This is a genomic window from Ruegeria sp. G7, assembly GCF_056535465.1.
Genome location: NZ_JBQFIL010000001.1, coordinates 2,983,353 through 2,996,412, shown reverse-complemented (window position 1 = coordinate 2,996,412; position 13,060 = coordinate 2,983,353). Strand labels below are relative to the sequence as shown.

At 58.4% G+C, this 13,060-nt stretch carries 13 protein-coding genes, 1 tRNA gene and 1 pseudogene; 14 read left to right on the top strand and 1 reads right to left on the bottom strand.

Features of this window, described 5'->3' with window-relative positions; all coding sequences use genetic code 11:
• Window positions 1-5: 5 nt before the first annotated feature.
• From iscR to ACR3EN_RS15045, 10 genes are all read left to right on the top strand, one after another.
• Window positions 6-464: a Fe-S cluster assembly transcriptional regulator IscR gene (gene iscR, locus ACR3EN_RS15090; protein WP_480822341.1), complete on the top strand. Its 459-nt coding sequence runs from the start codon at window positions 6-8 to the stop codon at window positions 462-464.
• 54 nt (window positions 465-518) lie between these two features.
• Window positions 519-1,562 carry a cysteine desulfurase family protein gene (locus tag ACR3EN_RS15085; protein WP_480822339.1) on the top strand — a complete coding sequence of 348 codons (1,044 nt, stop codon included), beginning with the start codon at window positions 519-521 and terminating at the stop codon, window positions 1,560-1,562.
• A gap of 18 nt (window positions 1,563-1,580) precedes the next feature.
• On the top strand, window positions 1,581-3,101 hold the full coding sequence (sufB, locus tag ACR3EN_RS15080) for a Fe-S cluster assembly protein SufB (protein ID WP_480822337.1): 1,521 nt from the start codon (window positions 1,581-1,583) through the stop codon (window positions 3,099-3,101).
• Entirely contained in the window at window positions 3,101-3,304 is a 204-nt protein-coding gene (locus tag ACR3EN_RS15075) for a hypothetical protein (RefSeq protein ID WP_480822335.1), read from the top strand. Before sufB ends, ACR3EN_RS15075 begins: the two co-directional genes overlap by 1 nt.
• A gap of 49 nt (window positions 3,305-3,353) precedes the next feature.
• Window positions 3,354-4,109: a Fe-S cluster assembly ATPase SufC gene (gene sufC, locus ACR3EN_RS15070; protein WP_480822333.1), complete on the top strand. Its 756-nt coding sequence runs from the start codon at window positions 3,354-3,356 to the stop codon at window positions 4,107-4,109.
• A complete protein-coding gene (gene sufD / locus ACR3EN_RS15065; protein WP_480822331.1) occupies window positions 4,109-5,389 on the top strand; it encodes a Fe-S cluster assembly protein SufD in 1,281 nt (426 codons plus the stop codon). The genes sufC and sufD overlap by 1 nt, the downstream gene beginning before the upstream one ends.
• On the top strand, window positions 5,389-5,874 hold the full coding sequence (locus ACR3EN_RS15060) for a YIP1 family protein (protein WP_480822329.1): 486 nt from the start codon (window positions 5,389-5,391) through the stop codon (window positions 5,872-5,874). Before sufD ends, ACR3EN_RS15060 begins: the two co-directional genes overlap by 1 nt.
• On the top strand, window positions 5,871-6,437 hold the full coding sequence (locus tag ACR3EN_RS15055) for a Yip1 family protein (RefSeq protein WP_480822327.1): 567 nt from the start codon (window positions 5,871-5,873) through the stop codon (window positions 6,435-6,437). The genes ACR3EN_RS15060 and ACR3EN_RS15055 overlap by 4 nt, the downstream gene beginning before the upstream one ends.
• Before the next feature lie 13 nt (window positions 6,438-6,450).
• A complete protein-coding gene (locus ACR3EN_RS15050) occupies window positions 6,451-7,671 on the top strand; it encodes a cysteine desulfurase (protein WP_480870773.1) in 1,221 nt (406 codons plus the stop codon).
• A gap of 55 nt (window positions 7,672-7,726) precedes the next feature.
• Window positions 7,727-7,803: transfer RNA gene (locus ACR3EN_RS15045), tRNA-Arg, on the top strand.
• A 96-nt stretch (window positions 7,804-7,899) separates the two neighbouring features.
• On the opposite strand, the gene mepK is transcribed toward ACR3EN_RS15045, so the two are convergent.
• The gene (gene mepK, locus ACR3EN_RS15040; RefSeq protein WP_480822323.1) at window positions 7,900-8,469 is read right to left on the bottom strand and encodes a peptidoglycan L,D-endopeptidase MepK; all 570 of its coding nucleotides are present in this window, start codon (window positions 8,467-8,469) and stop codon (window positions 7,900-7,902) included.
• Window positions 8,470-8,816: 347 nt separating this feature from the next.
• On the opposite strand from mepK, the gene ACR3EN_RS15035 reads away from it, so the two are divergent.
• The 4 genes and pseudogenes from ACR3EN_RS15035 (at window position 8,817) to ACR3EN_RS15020 (ending at window position 13,047) form a co-directional block, all read left to right on the top strand.
• The gene (locus tag ACR3EN_RS15035) at window positions 8,817-10,412 is read left to right on the top strand and encodes a L,D-transpeptidase family protein (RefSeq protein WP_480822321.1); all 1,596 of its coding nucleotides are present in this window, start codon (window positions 8,817-8,819) and stop codon (window positions 10,410-10,412) included.
• 37 nt (window positions 10,413-10,449) lie between these two features.
• A complete protein-coding gene (gene lpxD, locus ACR3EN_RS15030) occupies window positions 10,450-11,541 on the top strand; it encodes a UDP-3-O-(3-hydroxymyristoyl)glucosamine N-acyltransferase (protein ID WP_480859294.1) in 1,092 nt (363 codons plus the stop codon).
• 32 nt (window positions 11,542-11,573) lie between these two features.
• The gene (locus ACR3EN_RS15025) at window positions 11,574-11,831 is read left to right on the top strand and encodes an acyl carrier protein (RefSeq protein WP_480822317.1); all 258 of its coding nucleotides are present in this window, start codon (window positions 11,574-11,576) and stop codon (window positions 11,829-11,831) included.
• 9 nt (window positions 11,832-11,840) lie between these two features.
• A pseudogene (locus tag ACR3EN_RS15020) lies at window positions 11,841-13,047 on the top strand (beta-ketoacyl-[acyl-carrier-protein] synthase family protein).
• Window positions 13,048-13,060: the final 13 nt, after the last annotated feature.

The window sequence follows — 13,060 nt, the reverse complement described above, 5'->3', positions numbered from 1 at the left end:
ATGAAATGAAGCTGTCGACAAAGGGTCGCTATGCGATGGTGGCGCTGGCTGATATTGCGCTACAGCCGTCTGACAAGCTGGTGACGCTGGGTGAGATTTCCGAGCGTCAGGATATCTCGTTGCCGTATCTCGAACAGTTGTTCGTCAAGCTGCGCCGGGCCGAGCTGGTGGCGTCGGTGCGTGGACCCGGCGGTGGCTACCGTTTGGCGCGCCCCGCTTCCGACATACGCGTGGTTGAGGTTTTGGCGGCAGTGGATGAAACCGTCGATGCGATGCACAAAGGTGCGGGGGCGTCGGGGGGCTCGTCCGGCAGCCGTGCGCAGTCGCTGACCAACCGGTTGTGGGAAAGCCTTAGCGCGAATGTCTATGTGTTCTTGCATCAGACTCGTCTGTCAGACGTCATCATGAACGATCTGGCCCCATGTCCGGCGGTGCCGAACCTGTTTGCAGTCGTGGACGATTGATTTGATGGGACCTGTGCGCGCGCTTCTACGCCTGACACCAGAAAAGATGTATCCATGAAACGCGTTTATCTGGATCACAATGCAACAACACCCCTGCGCCCCGAGGCGCGCGCGGCGATGGTCGCGGCGATGGATGCGGCGGGGAACCCCTCATCTGTGCATGCCGAGGGGCGCGCGGCCAAGGCGGTGATCGAAAAGGCCCGGTCGCAGATCGCCAGCGCGTTCGGCGCGGATGGTGCGGAGATCGTTTTCACCTCGGGCGCGACCGAGGCGGCAGCTTTGGCGATAGCCGCGCGGGACCTTCAGGGCGCGGCGATTGAACATGATGCTGTAAGAGCCTGGATAGACGAATCTTTACCGGTTTCGAAAACGGGCCAGGTGGTCGTGACAGACCCTGCTGGATCGGTTCTTCAGCTGGCGAATTCGGAAACAGGTATTGTTCAGAAGCTGCCTCAAGGTCTGGCTGTGACAGATGCGACGCAGGCTTTCGGCAAGGTGCCTGTTGCGTTCAATTGGATGGGTGCGCAGATGGCGTTGATTTCGGCGCATAAGCTGGGCGGCCCCAAGGGAATCGGAGCCTTGGTCATGAAGCGCGGCACGGATATCGCGGCGCAGATCAAGGGCGGCGGGCAAGAGATGGGCCGTCGGTCCGGAACAGAAAATGTCATTGGAATCGCGGGCTTCGGTGCCGCAGCTGAAGCAGCGGCGCAGGATCTTGCGAACGGTGTTTGGGCGCAGACCGCTGAATTTAGAAATATTCTAGAAAACGCTCTTGAGGCTGGAACGAAAGCTACTATTTTTGTCGGGAAAGGTCAGGAGCGACTCCCGAACACCACGTGTTTCGCGACCCCGGGTTGGAAGGGTGAAACGCAGGTGATGCAGATGGATTTGGCAGGCTTTGCGATCAGCGCGGGCTCGGCCTGTTCCAGCGGCAAGGTACGGGCAAGCGCCGTGCTGACTGCGATGGGGTTTGACGGACAGACGGCTGCCAGTGCGATCCGCGTATCGCTGGGGCCTGAGACGACCGAAGAAGACGTGCTGCGTTTCGCCGAGACGTGGCTGGATAAAGAGAAAAAGCATCGCGCGCGCGCTGCGTGATCAGACGGAGGGTGTCATATGGCCGCTTTGGACCAGACCCAGGTAAAAGAAGGTGTTGATCAGGAAACCGTGGACGCGGTTCGCGAGGTCAGCACCTACAAATACGGCTGGGAAACCGATATCGAGATGGAGTATGCGCCCAAAGGCGTGAACCCGGATATCGTTCGTCTGATCTCGGACAAGAATGAAGAGCCGGAGTGGATGACCGAATGGCGTCTGGCCGCGTTTGAACGATGGACCCAGATGGAAGAGCCCAAATGGGCGATGGTCAGCTACCCCGAGATCGATTTTCAGGATCAGTATTACTACGCGCGTCCGAAATCGATGGAGGAAAAGCCAAAGTCGCTGGATGAGGTCGATCCCAAGCTTCTGGCAACATACGAAAAGCTGGGTATCCCTCTGAAAGAACAGATGATTCTGGCAGGCGTCGAAGGGGCCGAAGATGCCCCGGCCGAAGGACGCAAGGTTGCGGTGGACGCGGTGTTCGACTCGGTTTCGGTCGGGACGACATTTCAGGACGAGTTGAAGAAGGCCGGCGTGATCTTCTGCTCGATCTCTGAGGCGATCAAGGAACACCCTGAACTGGTCAAGAAGTATCTGGGCACGGTTGTACCGCCGTCGGACAACTTTTATGCGACTCTGAACTCTGCGGTATTCTCGGATGGCTCGTTCGTATATGTGCCGCCGGGTGTGCGCTGCCCGATGGAGCTGAGCACCTATTTCCGCATCAACGCCGAAAACACGGGGCAATTTGAACGCACCCTGATCATCGCCGACAAGGGTTCCTACGTCTCGTACCTAGAGGGTTGTACCGCGCCGCAACGCGATACAGCGCAGCTGCACGCGGCGGTGGTCGAGATCATCATCGAGGAAGACGCCGAGGTGAAATACTCGACCGTTCAGAACTGGTTCCCCGGTGATGAGAACGGCAAGGGTGGGATCTATAACTTCGTGACCAAGCGCGCCGATTGTCGGGGCGATCGGTCCAAAGTAATGTGGACGCAGGTCGAAACGGGCTCGGCCGTGACATGGAAGTACCCCTCCTGCATCCTGCGTGGGGATGACAGTCAGGGCGAGTTCTACTCGATCGCGATTGCCAACAACTATCAGCAGGCCGACACCGGCACGAAGATGGTGCATCTGGGCAAGAACACCAAGTCGCGGATCGTGTCGAAAGGGATTAGCGCGGGCAAGGCGCAGAACACCTATCGCGGGCTTGTTTCGATGCATCCCAAGGCGAAGGACAGCCGCAACTATACCCAGTGCGACAGCCTGCTGATCGGCGACAAATGCGGGGCGCATACTGTTCCGTATATCGAGGTCAAGAACAACTCGTCACGTGTGGAGCACGAGGCGACAACTTCCAAGGTCGACGACGATCAGCTGTTCTATTGCCGCCAGCGCGGCATGGACGAGGAAGAGGCCGTGGCGCTGGTGGTCAACGGGTTCTGCAAGGATGTGTTGCAGGCGCTGCCCATGGAGTTCGCCATGGAAGCGCAGCAGCTTGTGGCAATCTCGTTGGAAGGCTCGGTTGGTTGATGGCGCGCACGCCCCGCACCCGCATCCAAAAGGATGATGTGCTGATCTGGCTTGGCTATGCCCTGCCGGTTCTGGGTGGTTTTCTGGGCGTGGCTTACGTCAACATCAACTATTTCGAATTCATCAACCCGGTCTGGGCGATAGGTGGTGGGGCAATCCTTGGTTGGATTGCAGCACGCGTGATCCGCAAGGCGTTGGGATAAAGGTTATCTGGGCCCGCGGGCTCTTTGCGATACGCAAAAGGACAAAGAAATGCTGGAAATCAAGAACCTGCACGTGAAACTTGAAGAAGAGGACAAGACGATCCTCAAAGGTGTCGATCTGACGGTCGAGGCGGGCAAAGTGCATGCGATCATGGGGCCGAATGGCTCGGGCAAGTCGACGCTCAGCTATGTGCTTTCAGGGCGCGATGGGTATGAGGTGACCGAGGGGGCCGCCACGCTCGATGGCGAAGACCTGCTTGAGATGGAGCCTGAAGAACGAGCCGCGGCGGGCGTCTTCCTGGCTTTCCAGTATCCGGTGGAAATTCCCGGTGTAGGCAACATGACCTTCCTGCGCACCGCGGTGAACGCGCAGCGCAAGGCACGCGGTCAGGAAGAGTTGTCGGCCACTGATTTCCTGAAAGAGGTGCGCGCCAAAGCGAAAGCTCTGAAGATCGATGCAGATATGCTGAAGCGTCCGGTCAATGTAGGGTTCTCGGGCGGCGAGAAAAAGCGCAACGAAATCCTGCAGATGGCAATGCTGGAACCCAAGATGTGTATCCTGGACGAGACGGATTCAGGTTTGGATGTCGACGCGATGAAGCTGGTTTCGGAAGGCGTGAACGCGCTGCGCGACGAAGGCCGCGGGTTTCTGGTGATTACCCACTATCAACGCCTTTTGGACCACATCAAGCCTGACGTGGTGCATATCATGGCAGATGGCCGCATCGTGAAATCCGGTGGCCCCGAACTGGCGCTGGAAGTCGAAAACAACGGCTATGCCGATATTCTGGCCGAGGTGAACTGATGGCCTTACCCCAAGCAAAACAAACAGCCACCGAAGAGCGACTGGCCGCGTTGACCATGCCGGATGCGGGCTGCACCCGTGATGCGCGCGAGGCCGCACTGGCGCGTGTGCGCGAAATGGGCTTGCCGGGTCGCCGCGACGAGTACTGGAAATACACGCGCCCGGATACGCTGACCTCGGCCGAGGCGGTTCCGGCGGCGTTGTTCCATACCGATGAACCCATGGTGTTTCATGAGTTCGATCGTCTCAAGATCGTTTTTGTGGATGGCGTCTTTAGTCCGGAAGAGTCCGATGACCTGACACTCGAAGGTGTTTCGATTGATCGACTCGAGGATATCTGTTGCAAAGATATACATTGGGCCAAGATGTTATACGGCGTTCTTGAAGCAAAGGGCCAGCATCCGGTTCAACGTCCGCTTGCGGCCTTGAACACTGCGTTTGCGTCGGATGGTGTGGCGATCCATGTCACGGGAAAGCCCTCAAAACCGATCAGCCTGATTTATCGCCACGCCTCTGAAACATCGGACGCGATCCTGCACCACATCGTACGGGTCGAGAGCGATGCCGAGGTGACTATCCTCGAGAACGGCCCGGCGGCGTCGCGCTTCAACAAGTGTATGGAGATCGATATCGCCGATGGCGGAACGCTGCACCACGTGCGTGCGCAGGGGCGGGACCATCAGCGCCGGGCCGCGACCCACATGTTTACCCGAATGGGGCGCGAGTCGGTTTACAAATCGTTCACCCTGACTGTGAATGGTGTCTTGACCCGCAACGAGCAGGTTGTCGAACTGACCGGCGACGATGCGGTCGCGCATGTTGCTGGTGCCTGCGTTGGTGATGGCGATTTTCACCATGACGATACTGTTTTCATCACCCATGACGCGGTGAATTGCGAAAGCCGTCAGGTGTTCAAAAAGGTGCTGCGCAACGGGGCGACCGGGGTGTTTCAGGGCAAGATCCTGGTCAAGGAGGGTGCTCAGAAAACGGATGGGTACCAGATCAGCCAATCCTTGCTTCTGGACGATGACAGCCAGTTTCTGGCCAAGCCCGAGCTTGAGATCTATGCCGATGATGTGGCCTGTTCGCACGGGTCGACCTCGGGCGCGATTGATGAGACGGCGCTGTTCTATCTGCGGTCCCGGGGCGTCCCGGTTAAAGATGCGACCGACATGCTGACGCTGGCCTTCCTTGCTGAAGCGGTGGAAGAGATCGACGACGAAGCGCTGGCCAATGTGATCGTTTCTCGTCTCGAAAGCTGGCTGGCACGCCGCAGTTGATGCCGGTGACAACCGATATCGTAGCCACGTATCGCGGACCGGGGCGCGTTGTGCGCCGTCTGTTGGATATGGGGCCACGGGAAGACCGGGCCCTGGCATTTGTGATGGCTTTTTGCGTGATCGGTTTTATCGCGCAACTTCCCAGCCTTGCGCGCAAAGCGCATCTGGAAGGGTCGGAACTGAACATGCTGATGGGCGGCGCCTTGTTGGGCTCGGTGTTCATGCTGCCTTTGATCTTCTATGGGCTTGCGTGGCTCTCGTATCTTGCAGCGCGCGCCTTTGGTGGCAAAGGAAGCAGCTATGGCGCGCGCCTCGCATTGTTCTGGGCTCTTTTAGCCTCGGCCCCTTTGGTTTTGCTGAATGGTCTGGTCGCTGGTTTCATCGGGCCGGGTCCTGCTCAGTCGCTGATCGGGCTGTTATGGGTTGCGATTTTCCTCTGGTTCTGGTTCTCGGGATTGAGACAAACGCAAAAGGCGCCTGAATGAGCTCTGTCGCACTGATGAATCTGGTTGTTCTGACCCTGTCAAACCCCGCCGAAGCCGCGCGCCGCATGATCGCGATGCGGCTTGGCGGAGATGTCTTGTGGCTGGCGTTTTTTCTGGCAGTCATCCTGAATGCTCTGGTCCAGTCCGCGTCGGGTATCGTTCTGCCGATGGTCAGGCCGGATGTTCCGCAACTGACCGTGCCCGTATCGCAGACCCTATTTGTCTCTGCCGGAGCGATCCTGATCAGCGTCGTGGGTTTTCAGATCGTTGGCAGGATGATGGGCGGCACAGGATCGCTGTTTGAGGTCGCGACGTTGGTGATCTGGCTGCAGGTGCTGCAGATTGCGGGGCAGGTGGTTGTGCTGGTTGCGGCAACCATTGCACCTTTCCTGTTTCTACCAGCCAGTCTGGTGGTGCTGGGCCTTAGCCTTTACATCACACTGCATTTCCTGAACCAGGCGCACCGTTTCGACTCGTTGGGCAAGGCTTTTCTGGTGATGCTGATTTCGGGTGTTCTGGCCATCCCGTTTGTTCTTTGGTTGTCCCCCGGCGGGCCTGTATAGGGAATTCCCATCCATGTATGATGTGCAGAAAATCCGCGCTGACTTTCCGATCCTGTCCCGCGAAGTGAACGGCAAGCCATTGACCTATCTGGACAACGGCGCGTCTGCGCAAAAACCTCAGGTCGTGATTGATGCGGTCACGCAGGCCTATGCGCACGAATATTCGAACGTCCACCGCGGCCTGCACTACCTGTCGAACTTCGCGACCGAGAAATACGAATCCGTCCGGGGTACTGTGGCCCGATTTCTGGGGGTCACGGACGAGGATGAGATCGTTCTGAACTCGGGCACGACCGAGGGTATCAATCTGGTGGCTTATGGCTGGGCCATGCCGCGACTTGAAGCCGGGGACGAAATCGTTCTGAGCGTGATGGAGCATCACGCCAACATCGTGCCCTGGCATTTCCTGCGTGAACGTCAGGGAGTGGTCCTGAAATGGGTCGATGTTGATGCGGCGGGTCATCTGGATCCGCAGGCGGTGATTGATGCGATAGGTCCCAGAACCAAACTGGTCGCGGTCACGCATTGCTCGAACGTGCTGGGCACTGTGGTCGATGTGAAATCGATCACCCAAGCTGCGCATGCCAAAGGCGTTCCGGTGCTGGTCGATGGCAGTCAAGGTGCCGTGCATATGCCGGTCAATGTCGAAGATATCGGCTGTGACTTCTATGCGATCACCGGGCACAAACTATATGGCCCCTCTGGTTCGGGTGCGATCTATATCAAGTCCGAGCGCATGGCCGAGATGCGCCCGTTCATTGGTGGTGGCGACATGATCAAAGAGGTTTCAAAAGATCAGGTCATCTATAATGACCCACCCATGAAATTCGAAGCGGGCACACCCGGGATCGTGCAGACCATTGGTTTGGGCGTGGCGCTGGACTACATGATGGGCCTTGGAATGGACAGCATTGCGGCCCACGAAGCGGGCCTGCGGGATTATGCGATGCAACGTTTGACCGGTTTGAACTGGCTGCAGGTGCAGGGCACGACCGCCGACAAGGCCGCGATTTTCAGCTTTACGCTGGATGGGGCGGGGCACGCGCATGACGTCTCGACGATCTTGGACAAAAAAGGCGTTGCCGTGCGGGCGGGTCACCATTGTGCGGGGCCGCTGATGGATCACCTGGGTGTCACGGCAACGTGCCGCGCAAGCTTTGGCCTTTATAATACCACCGATGAAGTCGACACGCTGATTGACGCGCTTGAACTGGCGCATGATCTGTTTGCCTGATCGGGTCGTATTTGCAGTTGCACCCGGCCTTGAACGAGGGTAGCTAACAGCCAACGCACCTGTAGCTCAGCTGGATAGAGCGCTGCCCTCCGAAGGCAGAGGCCAGAGGTTCGAATCCTCTCAGGTGCGCCATTTACCCCTTCTGACTGATCATACGAACAGGCAAAACAAAACCCCCGTCAGAATAATCTGCGGGGGCAACATTCATTAACAGCAAGAACGCGTTGGTTAGCCGCGCCATGTGCGGATATCGCCGCAATCCATATGGACAAAGTTCGAGCGATAGTACTGTCCAACGCCCCCAGCGCGGCACGACATAGCGGCCTTGGCCATCTGAGAGACCGAGCGGGATGACAGGCGTAGGTCTGCGGCCTGACCCTTCATGTGGAGTGAGTTTTTGGCAACGCCGCGTGATCTTGAGCGCAACATCGCGTTGGTCTGTGGCGACCGATAGCCTGAGAGCAGCATGTAAGGCTCACTGACGTCCAGCATGTTGTGCGCGGCAGCCATAATGTCGATGGTGCGCAGATCCATGGATTTGACTTTGTCATTTCGCCAGTCGCGCATGAAGTGGTTCACTTCTTTGACAGCGTCCTTGATGTACTTGCCGTCAACCCAATATATCATATCGATACGTTCGCCAGTGCGACCCGAATACATGCGAATGCGGCGAATATCACCGCCGCCACGAAGGAATCCCGCTGCTTTGGAATAGGTCGGAGCTGCGACGACTGCCGTTGCTGCGAATGCGCCCAATAGGGCACGCCGGGTCACGCCCGATGCACTGCTCTTGGTCATTTTCTGTTTCGTCCCGTACTGTTCCTGCCTGCGCACGATGTTACGCGCGCGATCTTAATTTTTTCCCATCCCAGATGCGGGTTTTATGGCACAGTCGGATTCAACAGCCAAGAATTCTTTGGTCGCAGGTAAATCAAGGGGGAATTTTCGGCAGTTTTTTGCGCAACTGATGCAAGTATGCTTGGATTTGACGCATTTAGCCCCGGCCCGATGCAAACGCGCACCACGGCGGAAAAGATGCCCCTCGGTGATGCATTTGTGAATAGACAAGCGGCCCACCGCTTAACATTATCTTTGGACGCGTCCGAGTTATGCGCGCCAAGTCATTGAATAACCAAGGCCATCTTATGTCACTTGTATCTCGTACCCGTGTATTACTGGTTGCTCTGCTCGCATCGACAGCGCCCGCAGCGCAGGCTGGTGTCGAAAGTACGGCCTTTCAGATGGCCGTTGCTGAACATACGACCTCGGCGCCGGGTGTGGCCGAGTTCTATCGCAGCAACGGCTTTGACCCGATTTGGGTCGGCGAGACACCTGAACATCAGCAGCGACGCGCCGCGCTGATCAAAGCGCTATCGACAACCGATATGCATGGCCTTCCCGCGGCCCGGTATGATGTACAGTCTCTGTTGCAGCAGATGCAGCAGGCGCGGACAACGCGTGATCTTGGGCTGGTTGAGGCAGAGATGACGCGCGTTTTCCTGCGGTATGCCAGCGATCTGCAATCTGGCACGGTCACCCCTTCGAAGGTTGACGCCGGGCTGGTGCGCAAGGTCGAGAGGCGCTCGGCTGAAGAGCATCTCAATCGTCTTACGGCTGCAGGAAGCACGAACTATATCCAGACACTTATGCCGCAGACGCCGCAGTACCGGGCGCTGATGAAGCACAAGCGTGAGCTGGAAGACCTGATCGCGCAGGGGGGCTGGGGGGAAACCGTTCCCGCCGCCAAGTTGGAGCGCGGCGACTCAGGGCCCAGCGTGATCAAGCTGCGCAATCGGCTGGTTGCCATGGGGTATCTGAAGCCCACCGCAAGTCCGGTCTATGACGATGCCCTGATCGCCGCCGTGCAGGCCTTTCAATCCGCCCATGGGCTGGAGCCGGATGGCGTAGCCGGGAAAGGCACCATTGCCGAGGTCAACCGGCCAGCATCCCATCGCCTGAAAGCGGTCCTTGTCGCCCTCGAGCGGGAGCGCTGGTTGCCCGAAAACCGCGGCGAGCGCCACATCCTGGTGAATCAGGCGGATTTCTCGGCCAAGATCGTTGATGATGGCCAGGTCACCTTCGAGACGCGCGCTGTGATCGGTAAGAACACCCATGACCGCCGCAGTCCTGAGTTCTCGGACGTGATGGAGCATATGGTGATCAACCCAAGCTGGTATGTCCCGCGCTCGATCATCACCAAGGAATATCTGCCCAAGCTGCAGTCGAACCCGAACGCTGTTGGCCATATTCAGATCACCGACCGCAGCGGGCGGCAGGTTAATCGCGGTGCTGTGGATTTCACCCAGTTTACCGCACGGAACTTCCCTTTTGCGATGCGCCAGCCACCGAGTCAGAGCAACGCTCTGGGGTTGGTGAAGTTCATGTTCCCCAACAAGTACAACATCTATCTGCATGATACGCCTAAGAAATCTCTGTTCTCACGCGAGGTTCGGGCGTTCTCGCATGGCTGTATCCGTCTGGCACAGCCGTTCGAATTTGCCTATGCGCTGCTGGCCGAACAAGAAGAAGACCCCAAAGCGTTTTTCCACCGTGTCCTGAATACGGGCAAGGAGACGACTGTGAAACTGGACAAACATGTGCCGGTGCATCTGATCTATCGCACCGCCTATGTCGGCCCGAAGGGCGAGGTGCAGTATCGCCGCGACGTTTATGACCGCGACGCCAAGATTTGGGATGCGCTACAAAAGGCAGGGGTGGTCCTGCCGGACGTTCAGGGGTAATCACGGGGGCACGTCCTGCCACCAAGGAAGCCCGAACATGCAGTTCACCGTTGAGCAAATCGCCGAAGCCATTGGGGCCGAGGCCGCCGGTCAGACCGGCCTGACCATCCTGCGCGCCGCCGAGCCGGGCGATGCTGGGCCGACCGATCTGGCGATGGCGATGTCGCCGAAATACGCGGAAACGCTGGAAAACGGGGCTGCGCGTGCTGCAGTTTTGTGGGACGGGGCCGATTGGCAGTCGCTGGGGCTTGAAGCCGCGATCTTCGTGAAACGCCCGCGGATGGCGATGGCCGGGATCACCGCGATGCTGGACCGGGGGCAGGGGATTGAGCCGGGTATTCACCCCTCGGCTGTCATTGACCCGACCGCCGAGATCGGTGCGGACGTTTCCATCGGCCCGCTGGCAGTCATTGGCGCCCGGGCCCGGATCGGGGCGCGTTCGCTGATTGGTGCGCATTGCGTGGTGGGCATGGACGTGGTGCTGGGCGAAAACGCCTTGCTGCGCGAAATGGTCAGCATCGGCGCACGCGCCCAGATCGGAGATCGTTTTACCGCGCAGCCGGGTGCTCGTATCGGTGGCGATGGATTCAGCTATGTGACACCAGAGGTTTCGGGCGCGGAAAATGCCCGCAAAACGCTGGGGGATCAGGGCGACGCCAAGGCGCAAAGCTGGCTGCGTATCCACTCGCTGGGCGCGGTTGAGATCGGTGACGACGTCGAGGTTGGATCGAACTGCACCGTCGACAATGGCACCATTCGCAATACGGTGATCGGCAGCGGATCCAAGCTGGATAACCTTGTGCATGTGGGCCACAACACCCGCGTGGGGCGCGATTGCCTGCTGTGTGGGCAGACCGGTGTGTCCGGGTCGGTTGAGATTGGCAATAACGTCGTGCTGGGCGGCCAGACTGGGGTGGTCGACAACATTTTCATCGGTGACGGGGTTATTTCCGGTGGTGGCACGAAAATTCTGTCAAATGTGCCCGCCGGCCGTGTGATCATGGGCTATCCCGGTATCAAGATGGAAAGCCATACTGAAATATACAAGTCGCAACGCCGTCTGCCGCGTATGGCCCGTGACGTCGAGGCGTTGAAAAAGGCTGTTTTCAAACAGCCGCCGAGTGATTAAATCATCCCCAACGCGAAAATCAGGGGATCGACATGAGCATCAGCGACCGCGTCATTGCAATCATTGCCGAACAGGCTGTGCTGGAGCCTTCGGATGTGACGCCCGAAAGCACGCTCGAAGATCTGGGCATTGATAGCCTGGGTCTGGTCGAGAGCATCTTTGCCATCGAAGAAGAGTTCGACATCTCGGTACCCTTCAATGCCAATGAACCGACGGCCAGCGATTTCGATATCACAAATGTCGCCGCAATCATTGCGGGTATCGAAAAGCTTGTGGCGGAAAAGGTCTGACGCCGGGCCATGAAACGCGTTGTCATTACCGGTGCGGGCACCATCAATTCGTTGGGCCATTCCGTGCCAGATACTCTGGAGGCGATGCGCGAGGGCCGTTGTGGCATCTCCGAGCTTGAGTTCCGGGATGTGGACCGTCTGTCGATCAAGATTGGCGGCCAGGTCCGCGGTTTCGAGGCCGAGGGGCGGTTCAACCGTCAACAGATGACACTGTACGACCGGTTCACCCAGTTCACCCTGACCGCAGCCAAAGAAGCGATTGAACAATCGGGCATCGTGTTTTCCGGCGAGACAGCCGCACGGTCTGGCGTGGTTCTGGGCACCGCTGGCGGAGGCGTGTCGACCTGGGACGACAATTACCGCTCGGTCTACGAGGATGGCAAAAACAGGGTTCACCCTTTTGTTGTTCCGAAGCTGATGAACAATGCCGCCGCGAGCCATGTTTCGATGGAACATAACCTCAAAGGCCCCAGCTTCACGGTCTCGACCGCGTGCGCCTCTTCGAACCACGCGATGGCACAGGCCTTTCAACTGGTCCGCAGTGGGGCTGCGCCTGCGATGATCACGGGCGGTTCGGAATCAATGTTGTGCTTTGGCGGGGTCAAGGCGTGGGAGGGGTTGCGGGTCATGTCGAAAGACGCTTGCCGGCCTTTCAGCGCCAACCGCAACGGAATGGTACAAGGCGAAGGTGCCGGTATTTTTGTGTTCGAGGAATACGAGCATGCCCGCGCGCGGCGCAGATATTCTGTGCGAGGTCGTGGGTTTTGCAATGTCCTCGGATGCGGCTGATATCGTGATGCCCAGTAAACAAGGGGCGTCACGCGCAATGGCCGGGGCGCTGCAGGATGCGCGGCTGAATGCCAGTGATGTGTGTTACATCAATGCGCATGGCACCGGAACAGCGGCAAACGACAAGACGGAATGCGCGGCGGTTGCTGACGTGTTCGGCCCCCATGCCGATGACCTGATGATCTCATCCACGAAATCAATGCACGGCCATTTGATCGGAGGGACCGGCGCGGTCGAGTTGCTGGCCTGTATTATGGCGCTGCGGGATGGGGTGATTGCGCCCACCATCGGCTATGAAGAGCCCGACCCGGAATGCGCGCTGGATGTGGTTCCTAATGAGGCGCGCGAGGCCAAGGTGGATGTCGCGCTGAGCAACGCATTTGCGTTTGGGGGCCTGAACGCTGTCTTGGCGTTGAAGCGGGTATAAAAAAGCCGCCGTG